The sequence below is a fragment of the Phormidesmis sp. 146-12 genome (assembly GCF_052939495.1).
Genome location: NZ_JBJPHS010000095.1, coordinates 1 through 23,044, shown reverse-complemented (window position 1 = coordinate 23,044; position 23,044 = coordinate 1). Strand labels below are relative to the sequence as shown.

Annotated in this window: 16 protein-coding genes; 8 read left to right on the top strand and 8 right to left on the bottom strand. The window is 48.9% G+C overall.

Translation table 11 applies throughout. The features are described from left to right. Positions 1-286 precede the first annotated feature (286 nt). The 7 genes from ACKFKF_RS27435 to ACKFKF_RS27405 all read left to right on the top strand — a co-directional run bounded on the left by ACKFKF_RS27435 (position 287) and on the right by ACKFKF_RS27405 (position 12,584). The gene (locus ACKFKF_RS27435; RefSeq protein ID WP_446870549.1) at positions 287-1,321 is read left to right on the top strand and encodes a tyrosine-type recombinase/integrase; all 1,035 of its coding nucleotides are present in this window, start codon (positions 287-289) and stop codon (positions 1,319-1,321) included. 367 nt (positions 1,322-1,688) lie between these two features. Beyond that, positions 1,689-3,227: an IS1634 family transposase gene (locus ACKFKF_RS27430; RefSeq protein ID WP_446870548.1), complete on the top strand. Its 1,539-nt coding sequence runs from the start codon at positions 1,689-1,691 to the stop codon at positions 3,225-3,227. A gap of 48 nt (positions 3,228-3,275) precedes the next feature. Next, complete coding sequence (locus ACKFKF_RS27425; protein WP_446870547.1) at positions 3,276-3,410, top strand: hypothetical protein; 135 nt, start codon at positions 3,276-3,278, stop codon at positions 3,408-3,410. A 94-nt stretch (positions 3,411-3,504) separates the two neighbouring features. Further along, positions 3,505-4,011, top strand: a complete 507-nt coding sequence (locus tag ACKFKF_RS27420) for a hypothetical protein (RefSeq protein WP_446870546.1) — start codon at positions 3,505-3,507, stop codon at positions 4,009-4,011. A 274-nt stretch (positions 4,012-4,285) separates the two neighbouring features. After that, positions 4,286-6,541, top strand: coding sequence for a C2 family cysteine protease (locus ACKFKF_RS27415; RefSeq protein ID WP_446870545.1), 2,256 nt, complete (start codon positions 4,286-4,288; stop codon positions 6,539-6,541). A 225-nt stretch (positions 6,542-6,766) separates the two neighbouring features. Next, positions 6,767-9,994 (top strand): two-partner secretion domain-containing protein, encoded by a 3,228-nt coding sequence (locus ACKFKF_RS27410; RefSeq protein WP_446870544.1) that lies wholly within the window; start codon positions 6,767-6,769, stop codon positions 9,992-9,994. Positions 9,995-10,031: 37 nt separating this feature from the next. After that, a complete protein-coding gene (locus ACKFKF_RS27405; RefSeq protein WP_446870543.1) occupies positions 10,032-12,584 on the top strand; it encodes a CHAT domain-containing protein in 2,553 nt (850 codons plus the stop codon). 247 nt (positions 12,585-12,831) lie between these two features. Here the strand turns inward: ACKFKF_RS27405 and ACKFKF_RS27400 are convergent, their stop codons facing one another. The 7 genes from ACKFKF_RS27400 to ACKFKF_RS27370 form a co-directional block, all read right to left on the bottom strand. After that, the gene (locus ACKFKF_RS27400) at positions 12,832-13,035 is read right to left on the bottom strand and encodes a type II toxin-antitoxin system RelE/ParE family toxin (RefSeq protein WP_446870542.1); all 204 of its coding nucleotides are present in this window, start codon (positions 13,033-13,035) and stop codon (positions 12,832-12,834) included. Beyond that, complete coding sequence (locus ACKFKF_RS27395) at positions 13,036-13,302, bottom strand: type II toxin-antitoxin system ParD family antitoxin (RefSeq protein ID WP_446870541.1); 267 nt, start codon at positions 13,300-13,302, stop codon at positions 13,036-13,038. It abuts the gene before it with no gap. 107 nt (positions 13,303-13,409) lie between these two features. Further along, on the bottom strand, positions 13,410-14,111 hold the full coding sequence (locus ACKFKF_RS27390; protein WP_446870540.1) for a DUF928 domain-containing protein: 702 nt from the start codon (positions 14,109-14,111) through the stop codon (positions 13,410-13,412). A gap of 30 nt (positions 14,112-14,141) precedes the next feature. Continuing rightward, positions 14,142-16,385 (bottom strand): CHASE2 domain-containing protein, encoded by a 2,244-nt coding sequence (locus ACKFKF_RS27385; RefSeq protein ID WP_446870539.1) that lies wholly within the window; start codon positions 16,383-16,385, stop codon positions 14,142-14,144. A 66-nt stretch (positions 16,386-16,451) separates the two neighbouring features. Further along, positions 16,452-17,609, bottom strand: coding sequence for a DUF1822 family protein (locus ACKFKF_RS27380; protein ID WP_446870538.1), 1,158 nt, complete (start codon positions 17,607-17,609; stop codon positions 16,452-16,454). Next, complete coding sequence (locus ACKFKF_RS27375; protein WP_446870537.1) at positions 17,606-18,874, bottom strand: sigma-70 family RNA polymerase sigma factor; 1,269 nt, start codon at positions 18,872-18,874, stop codon at positions 17,606-17,608. The genes ACKFKF_RS27380 and ACKFKF_RS27375 overlap by 4 nt, the downstream gene beginning before the upstream one ends. A 652-nt stretch (positions 18,875-19,526) precedes the next feature. Then, positions 19,527-19,712: a hypothetical protein gene (locus ACKFKF_RS27370; RefSeq protein WP_446862366.1), complete on the bottom strand. Its 186-nt coding sequence runs from the start codon at positions 19,710-19,712 to the stop codon at positions 19,527-19,529. A gap of 278 nt (positions 19,713-19,990) precedes the next feature. Here ACKFKF_RS27370 and ACKFKF_RS27365 point away from each other — a divergent pair, with 278 nt between their 5' ends. Continuing rightward, positions 19,991-20,227 (top strand): hypothetical protein, encoded by a 237-nt coding sequence (locus ACKFKF_RS27365; protein WP_446870536.1) that lies wholly within the window; start codon positions 19,991-19,993, stop codon positions 20,225-20,227. An 87-nt stretch (positions 20,228-20,314) separates the two neighbouring features. On the opposite strand, the gene ACKFKF_RS27360 is transcribed toward ACKFKF_RS27365, so the two are convergent. Further along, positions 20,315-23,044: plasmid replication protein, CyRepA1 family (locus tag ACKFKF_RS27360; RefSeq protein ID WP_446870535.1), on the bottom strand; the 2,730-nt coding region annotated here is incomplete at its 5' end.

The following is a 23,044-nucleotide window of genomic DNA, read 5'->3' as shown; positions in this document are numbered from 1 at the left end:
ACTCGCTTGGGTCCGCAATCTGACGACCCTCCCTGAAAATGAGCGAACCGTGAGTATAAATTGAGCTGGGTAGAGTAAACAAAAGGAACGTTTTCTTTACTCTGTCATAGAACTATCTACCGCAACGGCAAACCGCCATTTGCGTGATAAGGGACTTGCAAGTAAATAATATCCCAGTCAATTTGGGAGAATGATGATATCCCATTTGGGCAAAGTTTCAGATCGCTGCCAAGAAAGGGAGATAGGATTCTAATTATCTCGAATATAAACCTAGAGCAAACATACTATGCCGCGTGACCACAGCGTTCCACAACCCAGACTCGTTCATATCGAGGCGGATTATTCTCCGGCAGTTTCTAAAACTGATTCGCCGACCGACCTGCGATCGACCAGAATTGACGAGTACTTACAGGCGCGATCGCTAGCGGTGAAAACTCAGAAAGCGTATCGTCAGGATCTACAGCACTTTCTGCGCTGGACAGACAAGGCTTGGGCAGCCGTAGCCGTGACCGCACGGCAGGTGGCGCAGTTTAAGACGCATTTGGTCAGAAAAGAAAATGGGCAGCGAGTGCTGTCAGATGCCACCGTGAAACGAATTCTGGGGACGTTGAAGGCGTTTTATGGCTGGTTGTGGCGGTGTGGGTATGTCGATCGTGATCCCACCCTTGAAGTGCAGTTGCCGAAGTTGGCAGAACCGGAAGCGGATAACTTGAGCGATGAGCAGGTGGAGAAGGTTCTGGCAGCGGTGGCAGGGATGAAACTGTGCGAACACGCTTCGCGTGAGCTTACGCAACGCAACCTGGCACTGTTTGCGGTCTTGCAGCATGGCATTCGAGCGGAAGCGGCAACGTTGTTAAATGTCGGCGATTTTGATGGGAAACGCTTGTGGGTGCGTCAGGACAAGGGAGATAGTAAAGGGGTAGTGCCGCTCGATCAGGAGGGGGTGCAGAAGATTCAGGCGTACTTGGGGTGGCGCGTCAGTCAAGGAGAGGCGTTGCAACCGGACAGTCCACTGTTTGTGTCGGTTTCGCGGCGCAATCGGGGGGCGCGGATTGGGTATGACACGATCGATAAACTGGTGTGCCAACTGCGCGAGATGACAGGCATTGAGTTTCACGCGCATCAGTTCCGCCATACCTATGCGACGAATTTGGTGTTAGAGGGCATGAATCCGTATCATGTGATGATGCTGACGCGGCACAAGTCGGTGCAGAGTTTTCGCCGCTATACAAAGGCGGCAGACCAGCAGGCGGCGGAAGCGGCATTCTATGAAACCAAGCGGCGCAAGCGCAAAGCTGAACCTCACTCAGAACAGGAGTAGCTTGATTTTACATCAGCGGAAAACAGACGGGAAAAAGGGCTGTAGCGATTCCGCTTCAACAAAATAGAAGATAGGGTTGGGACACGCTTTGCGTGAGCTAAAGGCAACGACATAGTTTTGGATCTCGATTTATATCGATCTCATACTGTGAAACGGTCACACTACAAAGATTTCAGCCAAATATTTCACTTGAAATATCTTGAACTCAACGTGGCAACCTCAGTTGTGTGGTGATTGCCATGTTTTCTGGCTCAGAACTGTCGGTTCGGTGATTTTGTGGAGGGGATGAGCATATTTTTGGGGTTGCGAGAGCGAGTTCAATTGAGCAGGGTTTCAGCGCTGTGAATTGCGATTAAGCTGGAGGGCGTTGCCATTTGCCAACCTGCCGATGCGAGTGACCCCTGTGCAAACCCCCTCAGAGCGCGTGGATGATCTGCCCCTGATTGTGCACTGGTTGAAGACGATGCAGATCGCCGAAATCATGGATAGGATGCTGATGCCGGTTCACCAGAATCGCCGGGGGCTGAGTTACGGTCAGTTGAGTGTGCTATTTGTCGCCTACGTGGTGACCCAGGCAGACCATCGGTTAAATCAAGTGGAAGCGTGGGTGCGGGCGCATCATCGGGCGTTAGAGGCAGTAACGGGCTGGAGCATCGGCGACAAAGATGCGAGTGATGACCGCCTGGCGGATCTGCTGAGTGTGTTGGGCGGCAGTGATGAGCTTGCCACGCTGGAAGAAGCGATGGGTCGCCATCTAGTGCGAACCTATGCCTTGCCGACCGAAGTGGCGCGCTGTGATAGCAGCAGTTTTTCGGTGTATCACCAAAGCGACAATGGGGCAGCCGCTGTGCCAGTCCTGCAATATGGCTACAGCAAAGACCATCGCCCCGACCTGTTGCAATATCGCCATAGCTTGGGCAGCCTCGACCCCGCGGGCATTCCCTTAGTGAGTGCGACCTTACCGGGCAACGGCGCGGACGATTCAATGGACTATCCCTTCTGGCAAGGCTTGGTGTCGGCGATTGGGCATCGCGACTTTATCTACATTGCCGATGCCAAAGCCGCCAGTTATGAGACCCGCGCCAAACTCAGTCGGGTCAATGGATTGTACTGTTTCCCTATGCCGATGACGGGGCAAACTCCCGACCGATTGAAGCAATGGGTGCTTGACGCCCCAGCGCCGCTGCAAGAGATCCGACTACCCAGTCAAGCTGCCGAGGAACCCCCGAACTGCATGGGCTTTGAGGTCAGTCTCGGCACCTTTTGGCAAGCCGCTCCCAGCACCTATCGCGACCAGTGGCAGGAGCGCTATCTGGTGATTCGGGCGGCCGCTTTCGCCCAACGCCAAGTACAAGGATTGGAACAACGTTTGGAGCGCACCCAACAGGCCTTGGGAAAACTGGCAGCCAAACCTGCCAGCGATTGCTGTGTCTTGCAAAATCAGGGGCAAGCGATTCTGAAACGCCATCGCACCGAGACCTACTTCAGCACCACTATTACCCCACAACGAATCACCCGACAAGTCAAACCAGGGCGACCGAGCCGCAAAAATCCTCCCCCGCAACGCACGATTGAGCAATTCTGGCTCCAGTTTCAGCCCTTAGCAACCGCCATCCAGGAGGCGAAAACCCTCTGTGGTTGGCGCATCTATGTCACCAATGTCCCCGACCAACGGCTGAGTTTAGCCCAAGCGGTTGCTTACTATCGGCAACAATGGCAGTTAGAGCGCGGCTTCCATCGCTTCAAACGCGGCAACTTACCGGCCTTGCCGGTCTATCTGCAAGACTCGCGACGCATCCTCGGCTTGATGTTTCTGCTCACCATTGCCTTGCGGCTGTTCACCCTGATTGACTTTGTGGTTCAGCAGCAGTTGCACGCCCAACCACAACCGCTCGCCGGTCTCTAGGCGGGCAATCCCAAACGTACGACCACTCGCCCATCGGCGGAACAACTCTTGGCTGCTTTTGAGGGCATCACCCTTTACTTTCTCAAAGATGGCTCGGTGGAAATCACCCCCTTGAACCAGTTACAGCAAACCATCTTGACCCTCATGCGGGTGCCCTTGGACATCTATCAACTAGCGGTTTGATTAATTCCCCTGGTCTTTTTCAAATGAGCGAACCGACAGTGACTTGCTTGAAAAAAACAGTTTGCCAGGTTCTGCAACTCAGAGATTTAAGTGTTTGCTTGCCTATCGAATTGGTGGAGGATCGCTGTATCGTCACAAAGATCTCTGGCATCCTAACTATTTAAGAATTGAAGAATTTGAATTAGATAACTCCAGTGATAAAAACGGATTCCCCAACAACCACAAAACTGATCCAAGCTTATTCCCTGGTAATGGCGGTAATGAGATTTCTCACGGTAGTTCTAGCGATTCTAAAGAATCTGTTCAGAATCCAGTGGCTGAGTATCGAGCTGTTGAACAAAGTGATTTTCTGAACGAGGTTGAAGCATTGTCTCAGCCATTCGCTATCAGTGCCCAAGATCAGCAAGCCATCAACCAAGAAGCTCTTTCTTTGGCTCAGGAACAGAGGCACCTTTGCAGCCCACAACAACTGGCGCGAATGCAGTACTTTCTGGCATCGGGTGATCCGATTCTGGTAGCAGAAGCAATGGCCTGGTTCTACATTCAGTCCCAGAAAATTGATAGTTCAAAATTACGCCAAAGTGACTTTGATGATGTGTGATGAAGCTTGTGTTTGTCAAACCAGATCGCGAGGCCATGTTGAACCCCAATTTCTGTTAAAAGCTGCCTCAACTCCTGATGCTATCGTACTGAAACAATCCTGGTGAAACGCCCTCAAACCTAAGAGCAGTCTTGCTTGTAAATTCTTGGAAAGGTTGACTGAACGAATGACATTGCTGAAGTGAATAGATCAAAAAAAGCAAACCAATAGCTCAACAGAAGGAGATGATTCACGTTGCCCTTCTACTTACCCCTTAGCCATAGAGCAGGTTGCTATGCTTTTTTCACAATCCTCAAATAAACTCAACGCTCTCAGCGCAACTTCTTTTAATTCATCGGTGTTGCAATCTAGTTCATCCGCACTATCTACAGGGGTAGTTGACCCGGTTCAACAAAATGATTTTAGGCTGAAGTCGAGTGTTTCTAGCCTCGCCAGCACAGAATTTGCGTTTTCAAGTGCTTCATCTGTAGTTTCTAATCGCGTTTTCGATCGAGTGAGTGATGTTTTGGTCGTCGATCGCGGTATTCCCAACAAGTTCAAGACTGGGATAGATGTGCTTGAGGATACTTCGTACAACAAGGTTGGACACTTACTTAATCCAGTGTTGGATGACACCCTAGCAGGAGCCTTTGACATGGGCAGGCTAGATGGCAAAACCAGGACTCGACTAGACTCTATTGGCAATGGTGCCAATACTGACTACACCCATTTTCGCCTGGATCAAGCGAGTGCCTTTAACCTGTTTCTCAAAGGTGCAACTGGCGACGCTTCGGTCAATTTATTAGATGCTAGTGGAACCACGATCGCTAGTTCCTATGATGGTAGATTGCTCTTGGCACAGGGGATTTCGACCACTCAAAACTTCGACACGCATGACATCGCCCTTAACCTGAGTTCATTGGCGGCTGGAGATTACTACCTCAAAGTCTCGCCATTCTGGTCTCAACACCGCGTCAGTGGAGCTATCGATCGGCTCTATCTACCCACCGCAACAACCACAGACTACGATCTCACTGTTTCTACTGAGCAGGTTAGTAACTTGCTACCCACAGAAATTGATCTAGGCAATCTGTCTGGAACTCGCCTACTGACTGGCACTCTGGACAGTAACAACACGTCAGAGATGTATCGCGTCACGCTGGGTGCAGGCAATCTTCACATCACACTATCGGGCATGAATGCCAACGCCGACGTGCGCTTGATTAAAGACTCTAACAACGACGGGGTGGTGAGTGGAAATGAGGCGTTTGCGAGTTCTAACCAGTGGTATGGCTTTACGGATGGCATCTATAACGCTCTAAAAGGAGGCACTTATTTTATTCAGGTTAATCATGGACAGGGTTCTACTGGAGCCACCATCAACTATAATCTGGGAGTTTCTACAGGAGACTGGTACACCGATAATTTGAGTGACTTTGGCGTTGTCGCTCAGGCGCGACTGGCTGGGGTTGATGGGTGGATCGATCGTAATGAAATGATGTCCGTACTGCGAGGAACCAAAGACTATGGTGCCATTGACGCAACAGAACTGGCCGACCTAAGAACGGTGCTAAGTGGACTGGGACACGCCATGCCTGATTACGTCAGTACCTTAACAAACAAAGTGCTTAATGGTGACTCAGCCAATACGCGAATGGGTGGCAGTAACATCGGCAATCTGTCTAATAACGATAGTTCTGAAAAAATGGAGAGACTGATCGGTAAATGGTTTTTGGGGAGCGATCGGCCAGTTGCAATGTCTACGGATGGCAAAACGAACTACATCTATAAACCCGCTCAGGGTCAACTCTTTCAGAACGGCATTAGTTACACCGATGTAGACCAGAATGCTCTGGGTGATTGTTACTTCCTGGCAGGTCTGGCTGAAACTGCCCTCCGAACTCCGAATGTGCTTCAAGATATGTTCATTGCCAATGGCGATAACACCTGGACAGTTCGGCTTTTTCACGATGGTATAGCCGACTACGTGACCGTGGATAATTGGTTGCCGACTACTTCAATGAATCCATCTCTCGATTCTGCTGGCAGAGCAGTGTTTGCAGGCTGGGGTGGTGGCTGGGGCAATGATCCAACCAATGAGCTATGGGTTGCACTAGCAGAAAAAGCCTATACCCAACTCAATGAATCAGGTGTGATTGGGCAAGAAGTTGCCATCAACTCCTATCAAGCAATTAGTGGTGGGTTTGGCAAACATGCGTTACATCACATTACTGGACGTGGTGTGGTCAACGGTCATGTTAATTGGGGATTCGCGAATCAGAATGACGACATTGGAAAAATCGTCTCCGCCTGGAACGCTCACCAACTTGTGACTTTAAGCACAAATAATGATTCTGATGATGTCTATGCCAACATCGTTCCTGGTCATCAGTATGCGCTTGTTGGCTATGATGGCAATCATTTCACACTCTATAATCCCTGGGGAATCAACGGCGGGACGATCGGAGGACAGCACAAAGATGGGTTCATCATATTAAACAAAGATCAACTCATGGCAAACTTTGCAAACTGGGAAGCAACCACCGCTTGATAACCGCGACGTTATTCACTCAAGCAGAACGATAGCCCTCACTTACTTCACTCTCGATCGTTTGACCACTTTCGGGAGTTTCTATCGCGATCGCACTTCTCTCAGTTATGACAATTTATCTCGATTGCAAGATGGTTTTTAGCCGTTATCTTAGCCATTAATGTATACTGCCGTCAGTTGCGATCGCGCCCGACTTAATCCACCGTTTTCTAGTGGAGGGACAGCATGACTCAAAAACCGATGTTTCAGCATAATCGAATCATGTGGGCAAGTGCGATCGGTGGAGCATTGTTAGTAGTTTACCCCACCGCTACACTGGCTCAAGTTGCGGGGGATGGCACTTTGGGCACCGAGGTGAATGGAGATCTCACAGCCCCTTGTACAGGAACCTGCTTCATCACCAACGGCTCAACACGAGGCAGCAATCTATTCCATAGCTTCCGCCAATTTTCTTTACCCAATGGTGATTTTGCCGGATTTATCATTGATCCTACAATTCAAACTGTGATTGTGCGCGTGACGGGGGTTGGTGTTCCTTTCATTTCCAACATCAACGGCATCATTGCAACGACTGATCCAACGGCTACTAATGTTGTTCCCACCAACTTCTTCTTGCTTAACCCCAATGGAATTGTGTTTGGTTCAAATGCCAAGTTATTCAATGGCGGCTCCTTTCTGGCAGCCACAGCCGAGCGAATGCTGTTTCAGGATGGTACACAGTTCAGCAATACCGATCCGGCTCCGTTACTAACGGTCAGCGTACCCATTGGTTTGCAGTTTGGTCAAACACCAGGAAGTATTCAAATGCAAAACTCCCAGTTGTTGGCAGGGCGAACAGATAGCTTTAGTGACTTTGCTCTTGTGGGCGGCAATGTCTTGTTAGACAACACCATCATCAACACGCCAGGACAACGGGTAGAAATAGGAGGAGCCGGGCAAAATGGACTTGTCGCGATCGACAACCAGTTAAACCTGGACTTTGCAGACAGCACAGCGCGATCGGATGTGTCTTTATCCAATTCATTAGTTCGGGTGACAGCAGACGATAAAGGGAGCATTGCAGTTAACGCCAAAAATATTCAGATGACGGGGAGAAGTATTATTGATGCTGGTATCGCCCCGAATCTAGGCTCTGCAAACAGTCAGTCTGGCAATATTACCCTCAATGCGGCCGGTGCAGTCACGCTACTTCAACGAAGTTTAGTTCGTAATATTTTGTTTCCAGGCGCGATCGGGAATAGTGGAAATATTACAATCAACGCGGACTCTCTTCAAATTAAAGAAGGTTCTCAGATTGCGGCTGGCGTGTTGGGTCAAGGAAACGGAGGAAATATCTCTGTCATTCTGAACAACGAGGCTTTAATTGATGGCAGTAGCAATTCTTTTCCAAGTGGGCTACTAACGCCGATCGGGGCTGGAGGATTGGGAAACGCGGGAAGTGTCACTATAGCAACAAAATCTCTGACACTAACAAACGGTGGGCAGATCCAAACTCTGGTATCAGGTCAGGGGATTGGTGGAAATGTGGCAATTCAGTCTAAAGATGCTGTTGTTTTAGATGGAACAGGAGAAAGTCAGCTTCGGAGCGGCATTTTCAGTGACATCGAGTTTGGGGGAACTGGTAAAGGTGGAAACATTGAGATTACTACAGGCTCTCTTGGTATCACAAATGGTGCTGGCATTATTTCTGGCGCGGTTGGAGATGGAGATGCAGGGAATGTAAAAATTCGAGCTAATACGACCATTTCTCTAGATGGCTTCAGCAATGACAACTTATTTAACAGCGGTATTTTTTCTAATTTGGAAGGTGCTGGAAGGGGTGGAGCGATCGAAGTTGCCACTAATTCTTTATCCATCACCAGTGGCGCTCAACTATCTGCACCAACTTTTGGGAGAGGAAACGCTGGTGATGTGACAATCCAGGCTCAAAAGAATATATTACTTAGTGGTAAAAGTCGTAATGGGTTCTCTGGGGGGGTGTTTAGTAGCGTTGAGTTTGGGGCTGAAGGTAATGGGGGTAACATTCGTATCGAGACTGGCGCACTTTCTGTAGAAAACGGTGCTCAACTATTTGCAACTACTCGTGGACGAGGAGACGCAGGAAATATCACCATTAAAGCCCAAGATTTTATTTCGTTTATTGGAGAAGGAAGTTCTGCATTGACAAATGTAGCTTCAAGAGGAATTGGAAACGGCGGCAATATTGTTATTTCGACGAACTCTCTCAATATCAACACGGGCGCTCAATTGGTTTCTGCCACATTTGGGCGAGGAGATGCTGGAAACATTCAAATTACCAGTGCAAACTCTATCACTATTGCTGGAGCGAGCTTACAATCCGGACAACCCAGTGGATTAGCGACATCCACTGCTTCGGTTAGTAAAGGGGGAGATATCACCATCAGTAGCCCCTTTCTGCGTCTTTCAGACGGTGCTGTGTTAGATGCTCGTACCCTTGCTGAAGGTGCTGGTGGCAACATTAACATTAATACCGCAAGCTTTGAGGCAATTAATGGTGGACAGTTAGTTTCTACCTCCCAAGGCTCTGGTCAAGCTGGTAGAATTACGATTAACGCACCTAACAAAGTAACGGTTTCAGGGAGTGATCCTACATTTACTCAACGGGCTGTTTTGTTACCAAATTTAGGAGATCTCTTCAGTCCTAACAGCGGTATCTTTGTTAGTTCGCAAGGTAGTGGTAGTGCAAGCAACATTGAAATTAATACACCTAAGCTCACCTTAGATAACCAAGCAAGACTTAATGGTGAATCTGCCTCTGGTGACGGTGGCAACATCGCTCTCAACATCGCTGATTTAATGCTCCTACGTCGAGGTAGCCAAATTTCTACCACGGCAGGAACAGCTCAAGCAGGTGGGGACGGTGGCAACATTACCATCAATTCTAAATTTATTGTGTCAGTGCTTTCTGAGAATAGCGACATTACAGCCAATGCTTTTACTGGAAAGGGGGGTCGAGTTGACATCACAGCCCAAAGCATTTTTGGCATTCAACCCCGATCGTTTCTAACGCCCCTGAGCGATATTACGGCCAGTTCCCAGTTTGGGATTAGTGGCGTGGTGACGATCGCGACGCTCAACACAGACCCTAGCCGAGGATTAGTTGCTCTCCCAATTAATTTAGTTGACCCCGCTAGTCAAATTGCTCAAGGCTGTCGTAGTAGTGGAGCAACTGGAAGGTTTGTTGTCAGCGGACGCGGCGGATTGCCCTCGACCCCCAACGATGCGCTAGATAGCAGTGACCTCTGGGAAGATTCGCGGGTGACGGCCCAGACTACAGAAACAGTTGCCAACTTGCCTTCTTCAGCAAAAATTGTGGAGGCTACGAGTTGGGTAAAAGATGCAACGGGTGCGATCGTTCTGGTCACCCAACCGCCTGATAGCCCTGGTTATTTAGTCTCTCAACCTGCACCCACTCATTGCTATGTTCCCTAGACATTCGCACCAGAAAAAAATAGATCACTTTAGTAGAATGGCGCAGTACTTCGCTTTGATGATTACTGTGTTGCTTTGTCTAGTGATCACCCCTCAACTGATAGCACAACCTGTGACAGCCCCCCAACTAGTGCAACAGGGCAGGCAGTTGTATGAAAGGGGACCGTTTGAACAAGCGCTGAAAAGCTGGCAGCGAGCCACCGAAGCCTATGGTAAAGATACGATCGGAGTGACGGGTAGTTTGATCGACCAGGCGCAAGCGTGGTCAGCGATGGGACACCAGCGACAAGCCTGCAAAACATTGGTACAGGCATTACAGCCAGGAAGTAGCGCTACTGCACTCTGTGATGCTGTTCGGACGGGAGCCTCAACGATTCAGTCTACTGTGATGCCAGTGGAGTTGAGAGCGATCGGGCTGCGAAATTTGGGCAAAGTCTTACGTCTGATTGGTAATTTAGAAGCTTCCCAACAGGTGCTATTACAAAGTCTAGAACTGTCTTCTCCAAAAGAGCGAGGGACTGTTTTACTACGATTGGGCAATACGGCTCAGGATCTAGGCAGCCGGGATCGCGATCGCAGAGACAACATTATTCTGACTGCCACTTCTGGAACAGCTTGTCTGATGTCAAATTCGGCATCTGATGCCATGTCTTACTACAAGCAAGCACTGGACTGTTATCAAGCGGCTGACTCTGCCCAGCAATCGATTACTTCTGTTCAAGCACCGTTGAATCATTTAAGTTTATTACTGGAGATTGAACAATGGCTGCGACGCAACGATCGCTTAACTGACGCAAATTCCTGGCTCACTCAACTGCAACCACAAATCGTTGAATTGATTGAGAAACTCCCTGCTCAGATCGATCGCTTGCCCAATACTCATGAAACTTTTTTTGCTCAAATCAACTTTGCTCGGAGCCTGACCCAGTTCTATCGACTGCAAAATCTGGAATCCACTCATCCCAAATGGCAACAGATTCAACAACGATTGCAAGAGGTCGCCACGCAAGCCAGAGCAATGGGAAATCAGCGGGCTGAAGGGTATGCGATCGCAAATCTAGGCTGGTTTTATGAACAAATTGGACAGTTGCCAGCCGCACTCGCACAAACTGAACAGGCACTGAAATTAGTACAGAGCCTGCAAGCACCTGACATTAACTATCAATGGGAGTGGCAACGGGGACGGATCTTAGCTAGACAGAACAGCGATCGGGCGATTCAAGCCTATGAGTCCGCAGTTCAAGCCCTTCAACTAACTCGTGGGGATTTGATTGCAGTCAATCCGGATGCCCAGTTCTCTTTGCGGGATACTGTTGAGCCAATCTATCGAGAATATATTAGTTTACTGTTACCTGTTGGCAAAAATCCGGCTCAAGAAAACCTTGAAAAATCTCTGCGGTTAATTGATTCCCTGCAACTAACGGAACTAGAAAACTTCTTTCGCTGCAACTTACTACAAGCCAGACAAGTTCGGGTTGATCAGACAGAAGATCCGACTGCGGCGGTGATTCACACCATTATTTTGGACGATCGCATTGAGATCATTCTCAAGCTACCCCAGCAAACTAAGTTAACTCGTCAAACATCATTGGTCAAGCGCAGTGAACTAGAGCAACAGCTTGCCTGGTTTCGAGAACAGTTGAAAGATCGCTCATCCGGCGCAGATGTTCAAAAAACGGCTCAACTAGTTTACGGGTGGCTGCTGCGATCGCTAGAACCCTCCTTAGAAGCAAGCAAGATTAAAACTCTGGTGTTTGTGTTAGATGGGAGTCTACGAGGCATTCCAATGGCGGCTCTCTATGATGGTCAACGCTACCTGATTGAGAAGTACGCTGTCGCTATTACCCCAGGGTTACAGCTACTCGGTGCAAAACGTAGTCACGCTCAGTCGACTAGAAGCGTTTTGATTGCTGGGTTGACGACCGGAAGTACCATTACAGTGGGTGATCGCTCCATTCGCTTTTCTCCACTCGCAAATGTGTTACGGGAAGTGCAGCAGATCAGAGCGCTTTTACCTCAGTCCCAAGTCTTGCTAGATAGTCAGTTTACAACAGAGAAATTTCGCAATCAGGTGAGTTCGTCCTCTTATGCGATCGTGCATGTGGCGACTCATGGCCGATTTAGTTCTAACCCAGATGAAACCTTTATTCTCACTGCCTCCGCGCAGCCTGTCGATGTGAATGAGTTGCAGACAATTCTCCAAAATCGCAGTCAAGCTCAATCTGCCCCAGTAGAGCTACTTGTCTTCAGCGCTTGTGAAACAGCAGTCGGTGACAAACGAGCCGCATTAGGACTTGCCGGAGTTGCAATCAGAGCGGGAGCATTCAGCACGTTAGCCTCTCTCTGGGCGGTGGATGATGCGTCTACTTCGTCGCTGATGGGCCAGTTTTATCGAGCATTCAGTCAGGGCAATCAGATCAGTAAGGCTGACGCTCTGAGACGGGCGCAGTTAAGCTTACTGTATGGCAAAGAAATTGCTCCAACTGCTGACTTACCAAAAAGCATTACAGAAGACAACGCTGAAACCGATGCAGACTTTTCTCACCCCTACTTTTGGACACCCTTTGTCCTGGTTGGCGACTGGTTATAGACGATTGTTTTCGATTCACTATAGCAGTCCTAAATCAGTTGTAAGAATCTTCAAAGGCGGGTTGTTAGTCCTTGGCTCCTCCCAGCAATCACTAGTCACCGAATTCTCATAAATCAAATAGGATTGCTATACTCGCATTCACTCGTCGCTCATTCCACATCCTGACCAGAAAACAGTGCTTCTAAGTCACGGTAGCCACTGATGATTCGTGCAATCTCAACTCCATCCTCAATTTCTCGGTAGAAGATCAAATTTGGAACGGAAAACTGCGGAGTGAAGGTAACAGTTCATCTCGCATACGACCCATTTTGGGAAACTGCGCCAAGCGCTCAAACTTCTGGCTAATTTGATCTAAAAATGTGTCTGCTGATGTCGGGTTGTCTGCAAACAAATAATCATTAATCTCTGTTAGGTCAACGACAGCCTGGGGTGAGAGGAGGTAGTCACTCATCTACGCTTGAACTTGCCTGCGTACCTGATTCTTCTGCCGCAGTTGCTCAATCACTGCCCTTCCATCTAACCGCTCTCCCCGATCGAGCTGCTCGACCCCTATCGAAACTTCTCGGCACAGTTCCTCAAACCGCCCTTTATAGATACGATCACGTTCCTCCAGCAGCCAAATTCCTGCCTGAATCACATCAGCAGCAGACCCATATTTCCCACTCTCCACCTGGCTGTGAATGAACCGTTCAATCTCTGGAGTGAGTGATACATCCATTTTAACGACCTCTTTTCTGGGTGATTCTATTCTAATAGAAAGTTGGTCAGTGAGCCATCAAAGTATTAACAAACTATATCCAAGCTACTGTCTTTTGAGGGAGAATGCTACCTGTCCGTACAGCATGGAAGAACGGGTTTAGAAGTAACTGCCTCCAATTGTTCAGATTGCAGTAAGTCAGCCCAAACGATCGCTGATCGCTCATTCTGCTTTCGATGAGAAGCTAGTAGCGTTAGGGCATCTGACCAGAATCCTGATTTTACATAAAGGGCGGCAGCTTGCTCGATCGTTGTGGCTTGTTTGAGCTGCGTAATCACCGTTGTAGAAGGCTCAACATACCGCACCCAACCGTCAACTGTGAGTTTCTTTTGCTCTCCAGAAACATCACAAATCACTGAAAAGTACCAGTGATAGGACTGATTAGCCTTGAGAGGTTGGGGCGATCGCACACTCACAATTCCAGGCTGATTGGGCAATTGAATGCGAAGTGGCTCGCTCGATCGTTGTTCTTGATCATCTCGTAAGATAAATTCTGCGGTGAGGAGCGAAGGGTCTTGAAAGGGCACATAAAACCAGAAGGTAGGCTGAGAAGCGGCGGTAGACATTTCACCCTTAGCTGTCACTAATGCAACCAGCGCTTCTTTGTTGAATGCTTGAGTTGTCTGTGTATTAGTCTGTGTGATAGTTGTGCAAATTCCCCGATCGCCCGCCGATCGCCTGGGCCTTCTCGATTTTGCAACCGCACCATTTGCAAAGAAGCTAATTAAAATTGCAGCAATGACAAGTATTCTAAACTGAGGAATTCGCATAAGGTTTAGGGGTTACGTAAACAATGAACTTCAATCGGAACGATGGAGTTTTCGCACAATTTTGGTAAAGTAGCGGGTAATTAACAGTGTTGTGAGGAGCGCGATCGCCGTTGGAATAAAAGGAATCCAAATCAGTTGAGTAAATCCATAGAAACAACTTAATAGCAGGATAGACAGTGCGCCAATCTGCGCCAAAATGACTCTACGACGTGATCGTATCCAGGCAAGACTCCCGCCTAACATTGCCCATCCTACAATCCATCCTATCTCTTTCTGATTTGACCAAACGGACATAAAAGCGCGATCGCCGCTTGCTGCATTCAACAATTGACTGATAATGTGAGCATGAATCTGAATGCCAAACATCTCTCCCACAGCCGTCGGGTGATGATCCTTGGTCTGATCAACATAGCCGATTAGCACAATGCGATCGCGCAAGAATTGAGACTGAGGTTGATCTAGTACTTTACTCAAGGAAACCTCCTCTGCAACTTGATGAGAAGGTCGATAATGAATCAACACTTGTTGACTACTCGGATCAATTTCATCTGATTGTTGATATCCCCCAAAGGGCTGCTTCATGGGTGGAACAGTGGAACTAAGTTGTGGCGGTTGTGTCAGTGATGTCGCTTCAGCCGATAGGTAACGACGCGCAACTTGCCAGCCAAAGGCTCGATCGGTTGGACAGTCTACTGCTTTTGTTTCAGTTGCTAACGTGTACCGTCGCACAACTCCGTCAATATCGACTAGCAGGGTATCAGAAAAGCCTAAGTAGACTGATGGAACTCCAGACGGTTGAGGAATCGCCGGATAGCTGCCAGGTTCTCCCACGTCACAAATGGTCACGATACGATCGCTCTGCCGCAGAAGTTTGAGCAGATTTTCATGCCCTGGCTCTACTGGAATATCTCGATAAATATCTAGACCAATCACACGAGGTTGATACTGCTTTAGCGTAGTTAATAAGCGCTGAATGGTTTGATCCGTCAACGGTTTACCAAAGCGCTGAATGTCCTGATCTGTCACTGTAACCAGTAGAATTCTTCGATCTAGCTCTGCTTTGGGCTGTTGCTGCATGAGTCGATCGTAAGCCCACAGTTCTGAAACTTGTAGCCAACCGAGCGATCGTGCCCCGATTACCAACCCAGTCACTACCAAACTTGTGAGCAAAGGAATCAAGGCTAACCATCGGTTGCTGATGCTTTGTGCAGGTGGGAGTAAAGATGGCTGTGCCCGTTGCGCTTCTTTTAATTCTCGCCACGTCAAAGGGATCTCAGTAGGATTTTGATAGATTGCAGGAAGCCAACTAGCACAGGGAAACTCGTCTTCTAGTCCTTGTAGTCGTTCTCGTGCCTGCCGGGTTGCCAAGTAGAGAGGTTCCCCCCCTGCAAACGCGCTCAAAAACTGTGTCAAAAACGCCTGGGCAACTTGATCGGGAACAGGTTCCCGCATGACAATCAGTTGCGGTAGTTGCAGTTGTTCTAGCTCATACGCCAGACCCAACCCATCACAGGAATTAAAGATCGCAAGCTGTAAGCCCTGCGCGATCGCTCGTTTCAATCCGTACTTCAATTCTGCGATCGTCAGGCTGTCAGTGGGATTGATATGAATGCGTCCTTGATGGTCTTCTGTTTGGCTATGTCCGGCGAAAAAGAGAATATCCCATGCCTGATCCCACAGATGATTGTTGATTTGTCGGCGAGAAGGTTCTACTAGAAACAACACTTCGGCATCCAGTAAGGTTTCTAGTTGCTGGCGATCGCTTTCCGTATCAATGCCTCGACGATCGCCCAAAATTGCCAACACTTTCACTGCACCCGTCGCATTTTTTCTAGCTGTAATGAGCGGTGGACTACTAAACGCGAGTTCTGCTTGAGTGTATCGCTCAATAAAGTCCCAACACTGCCAGGGGAGATGATGGAGCCGACGATCGTTGGTTCGCAACAGCACGCGCACCGTTTCGTTTAGGTGAATAGCTTCTCTCAGACGACACTCAACCTCATGGAACAATGGCGAGTCTAACCACGCTTTGAAAACAGTTTGAAGCTCTCTGGCTGCCTGACGACAAGCTTCTTTTTGGCTCAGTGCCCCGGCTTGAACGGTAATGCGCTGTAGACTAATGCGAGTTGTTTTGGCGCTCTGATGATAGTGGTGTTGCCAGGTACTTAAGCAAGTTGCGAGTTCTGGGATGGCTGGCAGTGCGGCGATCGCTTCCGTAAAAGAAAGGCTTCCCTCTTCTCCAATCTCCAACGTGACCTGAAATCCTTGTTCCAAGTCCCCCTCTAATCGAAGTACAACTCGTTTACCCATCTTACTATCCTGAGTCATTGCCAGCCGAAATTAGATCTCAAACGCTTCAACAATGCGTCTACTTCCTGACGTGATCTCGATGCTAAACCGCTCTCTCAACTGACCGCTAAATTGCAGTTGAATGGTTTCAGTGATTGCAGCACTTGCTTGTCCAATCTCAGTTTCCTGACCATCTAACAGTCTGACCAGAATCTTGTTGAGAAAGGTGTTTTCTCGCATTGGACAGAGCTGAATTCCGATGTTAATTTCAGTATCACTCACGGCGGTTAGCCCAACTAACAGCGCGATCTGCTCGCCTCCAGCTTGAGAACTAAATTCTAATACCTTGACTCGATTGATTTCATACAGTTGATCAGATGCAGAGCTACTTCTCCAAGCGGTGGCTAGTGGCTGAGGAGGAAAAATTTCATCCATCGATCGCCACGCTTGATTCCACTGCCCTCGTAACCAGTCGCTCAACCGTACTCCTGACTGCTCTCCTCGACGCTGCTGATAAAGTGTTTGTCGCCATCCCTGCTCCATCACTGCACCCCACAAGCTAAAAGGAATAGCCAATCGCGGAAATATAATAGAACGATCGCCCAATCGCTCAAGCAAGTTTTGCGCCTGAGTGGTCGGGAGCGCTGGCAGCGGAACAATCGCCGCACGAGTTTGCTCTGTTAGACAAAACTGCACTGTCACCCAAAAGGTATTCAGATCCTGGGTCAACTGCTCTGCTTTCAGACAGTAAGTTCGATCGATTGGGTCATAAGTCCCGATCGACTTCAAGGCTTGATGTGTCGTGTAGCTCCAGACTCTAATCCAACGGCTTTCTAACTGAACTTGCACGGCAAGGTAGTAGTCACCCGCCCAACTAGGAAGGTCTACCCACTCTTGAGGCACCTCTAACTCGCCATCATCTACTGCTTCACTCGGCATCAAGATCAGTCGAGTCGAGCCAATTAACACTGCGGCTCCTGTTGCAAATTCCCAGAAGGTTGGCAACTGTTCTACATTCGTCCAGACCTGAGCTTCTGGGACAGTCTCTTGAACACGGGTGAGAATAGCCTGGAGACACAGTGCATTGAGATAAGCAGTGTGTTGACGATCGGGTGTAGTACAATGCTGACTTTGCCGAGTGGCCTCCGCTTCAATCGACGGGGTGATCTCAAGCCACCATTCTCTGGGATCTGCAAACGTGAATGTCATACGCACTCCTGACCTGCTGTTTCTGTGCCCACAGAAGAAGATAACTCGCCGTAGTACACTGTGAGCCATTCTTCCAAAGCAGCACTCATCTCCTTGATTAGGTTGGCAGTTGGAGGTTTATTCAGCGTCTGCTGGCTCCACTGTACCAGTGACACTAGAAGGGACTCTCTGGCTTTGGTCAATCGTCGAGAGACTGTCGCCTGACTCGTCAATCCCTGTTGCGCCATCTGAGGTTGAGAGAGTTGCTGTCTGTAGTACATCTCTAGTAGCTGTTGAGATTGGGAATCGAGTTGAGTAATTGCCCCTACCATTGCTGTATGAAGCTGCAATCGCTGAGCTTGCCGTTCCTGTTGCTCTTCCTGGTCAATGATCTCAACGAGTAGCGACTCATGCTGAGAGGCTCGAATCTCGTCTTGCATTTCCCCCATTTCTGCCCCAGCGGGAGGAACATTCAGCGATGAGATTGCAGGATAAAGATACTTCCGAACCGAGACTGCACAGTGGTTGAGCCATTGCTCGATCTTGGCTGGAGAAATCGAGGCTCCGGGTGTCGCTAGTTGTGCATAGCGCTCTGCGTTGTAAAGCGTTGCGATCGCAGCCCAGAGTACATCATCCACCGCAGGAAGCGCCTTGTTTCCTGACTGAGACTGAACATATCGCACATTAAAACAGTGCCACGCAAGTCGATATTGAGCGATCGCGTCTGAAGTGAGTCCGGTTTGAGTTAATGCTTCAATCAAGCGGCGTTTACTAACCTTGCGAAGCAGCCCCCAGTTTGTGCAAAGATCAACTTCCCGATGTTTCCGCAAACTATCTTTTAACAGCGTTGAAAAGACCAGATTTGCAAACGTGCGTAAAGTCGCTCCTCGATCGGGCTGATAGGTGTTGAGAACACTCTCGACCTGAGCGATCGCAATCTGAAAATAATCTGCCAGACTAGACTGCGCCGTTGCAACTTTGCGAACCATTCGCTGTGCTGCCCAATAACAAGGTTCTTGCAAGTAGGCAGACAGATGGCTTAACTCCTGGCTTCTAACCCCTGGCTTCTGATTTCTGGTTTGCCAAAGCCGATACCAATAGAGCGCCCAAAACTGCTCTGATAAAGCTGTCCCAGCTTTTGATGTAGAGTTGCTTGAAGATACTTGTTCCAGGCACTGTTGACAGTCTCGGCGCAATCTAGCATCCACAAGCCATCTACTGAAGCGATCTGCCTCAAATTGAATGAACGTCGAAAACAATTCTGTAATTTCCTGACGAGGATGCATAGTGTTTGGGTAGCCTTCATTCGATGAATTGCGGCTTGCACCTCAACTGATCGCACGATCGTTTAGAGACAACAGGGATTGGAACGTTTGCTCCTAATTTAAGCAACAGGCTCACAACCTGATTTTGCGATCGATTGTACCTCACAAGGCTTGACATTGTTTTCAGCTTTAGCAAATCGCTACATCCGCAAAATACCGCTCCACCAACAACGGGAATGCGATCGTTTAGGGAGCATCCCAATTATGCCTCAGAGTTTCTTCGCCCTTATTCCCAACCGCTAAGGAATGAAAATTAGACTTTTAGGGTAACTACTCAGACTCTACAATTAGTTTCTCATAGCGATACCTGTAGCAATTAACAATTTCAAGCGATTAAAGAAAAAACTTGGATTCTCAATGACTTGCTATTTTCCTGGATTTATCGAGGGCAGGTTCCCGCAAAAGACTGTGTGCGCAGACGGGCTATCAAGACGATCGTATTTATCCTGAATGGGCAGCGATACGATCGTCAGGGGTATTTGAGCGATGAGATGATTCCCTGCAAAACTTTCTCCAATTTGAAACTGACGACTGAGCAGATTATTCAATGCCGATCAAATCTAGCGTGAACCGCTGTTCTCACGGAAGTTGTCGTTAGCGCTTGGGCGAAATTTTAAGCTTCTGCGCCCTGCTGCTCCGCCAGAATCTTTTTTCCTTCTCGAATGCAGCGAGAAATCCTTCTGCGAACTTCCTCACTCATGGCGGTTTGATTTTTCGTACACCATGCCTCAAAAGCCTCTTTGTCCCCAACCTCGATCGGGACTTCAATCTTGACGGTTTTTAGCTTTGGCTTTGCCATAAGACAATGATCAACCCCTAGAAGTAAACATATAAAAGGATTTTTCTGATTTGGGTCAGGACGTGGATCATGAGGCGGAAGAGATAGAAATCACTGTTTGCAGATGGTTTAGCGAATCTAAAGGTGATTGGCACACAGAAAAGTGTTTTTTATAAAGGCTCATGACTTCAATCCTGACAAGGCTTTGGGCTTCTTAGGAGTCTACTCGATCATTCAAACTTTGTGGAAGAAGAATTTTCAAACCGTGACTCTTTTTTTGAAACTTCTAAAATTTCCCCTTGACCAAATCTGCTTCGGCGAAATTTCAGGCTGCGATACTTTTGAACGATCGCACGACTCGATCGGTTGAAAGCGTTCCTTTGCAAGCAAATCTAAAGCACCTTTGGCACTTCTACAAGACAGAGCGGGGGTTGCAGGACTTCGGACACCGTTCAGTCCCGCGTTGTGTTTTGCCTGTCCCAATTCTCAACCGGATGAATGCCTCACAATCTGCGAATTCTGGAGAACGTGAATGAGAACGACCCGATGAATTTCGGCAAGCATTTCAGGGTTTTCTTCAGCCACTTCAGTCCAGTTCTGAATGTCGCACAAAGCCGTTTGGGTCAGCCCAGGGTCACTTGTCGAAGCGGGCACTTTTTTTTTGGATCACCCGTTGCGGCTTCACTCTCAAATTGGGCAGGTGATCCAGTTCCCGGCTCTTCTGCTGAAGGGTGTTGTTGAATCTGCTGCCGCTTCATCTGTCGCCGCTGTAGAATTGCCCAGACTTGTTGCCAGTGAACGCTATCCAAACAATAAACCCTGAGCTTCTCCCCTTCATAGCCTAGATGCGATCGCGACCATCGCAGGGTTAGTTTGATCCCTAGCTGTGATAGAAGCTGATGAATAATCTGGGTATCGCTCATGTCATGAGTAATCGTGTAGTGGAGCGCTACTTTAATGGGCTGGGTGAGTTCGCGGGCGCGGTCGGCGTAGGGTTTCAAGTCATATTGGCACCAGTGCCAGCCAGCACGAAGCTTGGCAATCAGTTCATCAAGGCCGATTTGCGTGCGGAGCCAGCGGCGCAGCTGTGAACCGGAGATATCCCAGGGGCAATATCCCTGGTTCCAGGTAGCTTGTTTTTCTAAGGCTCTGGCGGCGCGATCAAGGGCAACATTGGGAAAGAGCTGCCCTTCCAGGTTGAGCAGTTCGCCGCGTCGTCTCCCTCCGTTATCCCATCGCACATCTTCCAGCGTGAGACGGTTCAGGCAGTAAAACTCTTTAAAGTAAAACTTGGCGATCGCTAACGAGGCTTCTCGCCCCAACCCTTCCTGCTGTTCCAGCGTAAGAAGTTCTGTGAACGTTAACTCTTGAGCGCTCACTAAAGCAATTGCATCCATTTCCTGCTGTTCCTGACGAGCGACCATCAGCAATGATTTTAGGGTGGGGTTGGTCTTGTGGTCTTCGACCCTGACCTGGTTGCCTTCAAACATGAGCCGAACGAGAAGAGCCTCTCGCAGGTTATACATCGCAAAGTTTTGCTCGGCGGCAATGTGACAAAACAAGCCGAGGTGCGGATTGCTCTGCCAGTCATAGTAGTTCATTTCTCCGGCAATCTCTTCTTTTAAGTTAGAGCGAATTAGTTGAATCGTGGCGGTTGTTCGCTGTCGGAGATGATCCTTTAATTCCAAAGCACTGGTCGAGTGACTGACCTTCGAGAAGTTGCTGCCCCGTTTGGCACACCAGACGACTCGTTCGACGGGTTCGCGCACTCTCCCCAATGCCTGCGTCATGTCTGCATCAGTGCTGGAAGCTCCCGTAAAAATGCCGTAGACCTTGGCGATCGTTCCGGGTGTTTCGAGGCTGACTCCGGTGGCAACCGAGGGAGAACAGATAATCAGATCGTATGCATTTCGTTGCAGCACTTCATCGGGCGCTTGAATAAACGCTCGTTCGCGTTCCCCGCCGCTGGTTTCAGAATTAATCAACAGCACGCGCTTTTCAGGAGCATTTTTAGCAATGAGGTGGGCGATCGCCTTACTTGTTCCTTTGCTATCGGTGGCAATAAACAGAACCTGACCGGGTGGCAGCGTTTGAATCTCGGTGAGCAGGGTTTCAGTTACGATCGTGCGATCCGGGGATTGAATGAACCTTACTGGGTAACCCGCAGCTTGATAAGCGTTTCGGATTAAGAAGATCGGGGTTTCGTCTCCCCGCAGCTCCTTGAGGTAATGCAGAGTTGCGTTGTCCAGATCGGCATCGGCAACAATCACGCGCCGGGCAACCCGAATCAGTTCGCGCAACTGAGATAGCAGCACCGGACGCTTACCGTCACGGGCACAGGTCGGGCTGGTTAGTAGATGTCGAATCACCTGCACGACTTCATCCAGGATCAAGTCACAGCCACTAAACTTGCCGGGGTCAATACTGAGTAGAGAGTCTACACATAGCCCAACGCGAACGGTATATCCCGACCCATTAATAAACGCTCCATTGACTTTATCGAGATCTCCTCTGTAGTCCAGCCCCAGTCGAGCGGAAAGGTTTCGCATCAACGCGATCCGGTGCCCTCCCGCTAATGCCTTTTCAGAATCCTTGACCAGAGCCTGAATTTGCTTGGTTTTCCCGGTTCCCTTTGCACTCTCGATCGCTAGAATGCCCCGTGATAGGTCGGCGATCGCCAATGTGGACAGGTCAGCGGTCGTCACCTGAACGGCGGCCGGATAGGTCAGCCGCTTTTCCAGACGCTGCCAGATCATCCAGTGTTGTAGTGAGAGTGCCTGATCATAAGCGATCTGCCACGCCGCCACGCCGCTTTGAACTATTAAATCGTCCACGCCCTTCCCCTGCTGGGCTTTCCAAATTGCGACGCTAACAGGACATCCGGCTTGATTGAGCAGCTTCCCCAACCGGCCTAGTACGATCGCCACGCGCTGTTGAGTGGTGCCCTTTTCATCCTGATCAAAGGCCAGAATAAATTGCCGACCGCTGGTTGCAAATCTTGCTGCATCCGGAATCAGCCGTCGAGCGTCGTCAAGTCGCTTTTGATACCCTCCGTTCATGCCATAAAAAGCCAGAGGAACAAATCCTTGGCTGAGGAGGGCAAGGGCCTTCTTGCCGCCTTCGGTAGGCACCATTGGAATTTCGGGATGGGTCTCTAGCCAATCCCAGAAAGACCCAAAACTCGGTACGTCTACTTCATACCGATGGCTGATTAACTGCCGGATTTCTTCTGGTACGGCAGGTAGATAAGCCCGCACCCCGTTGTCGATCGGCATTTCGTATTTCTGAATTTTGCCTTTAGGATCGTGAATTAAATAAGGTGTAATTCTACTATCTGTATCTGTAAGATAGAG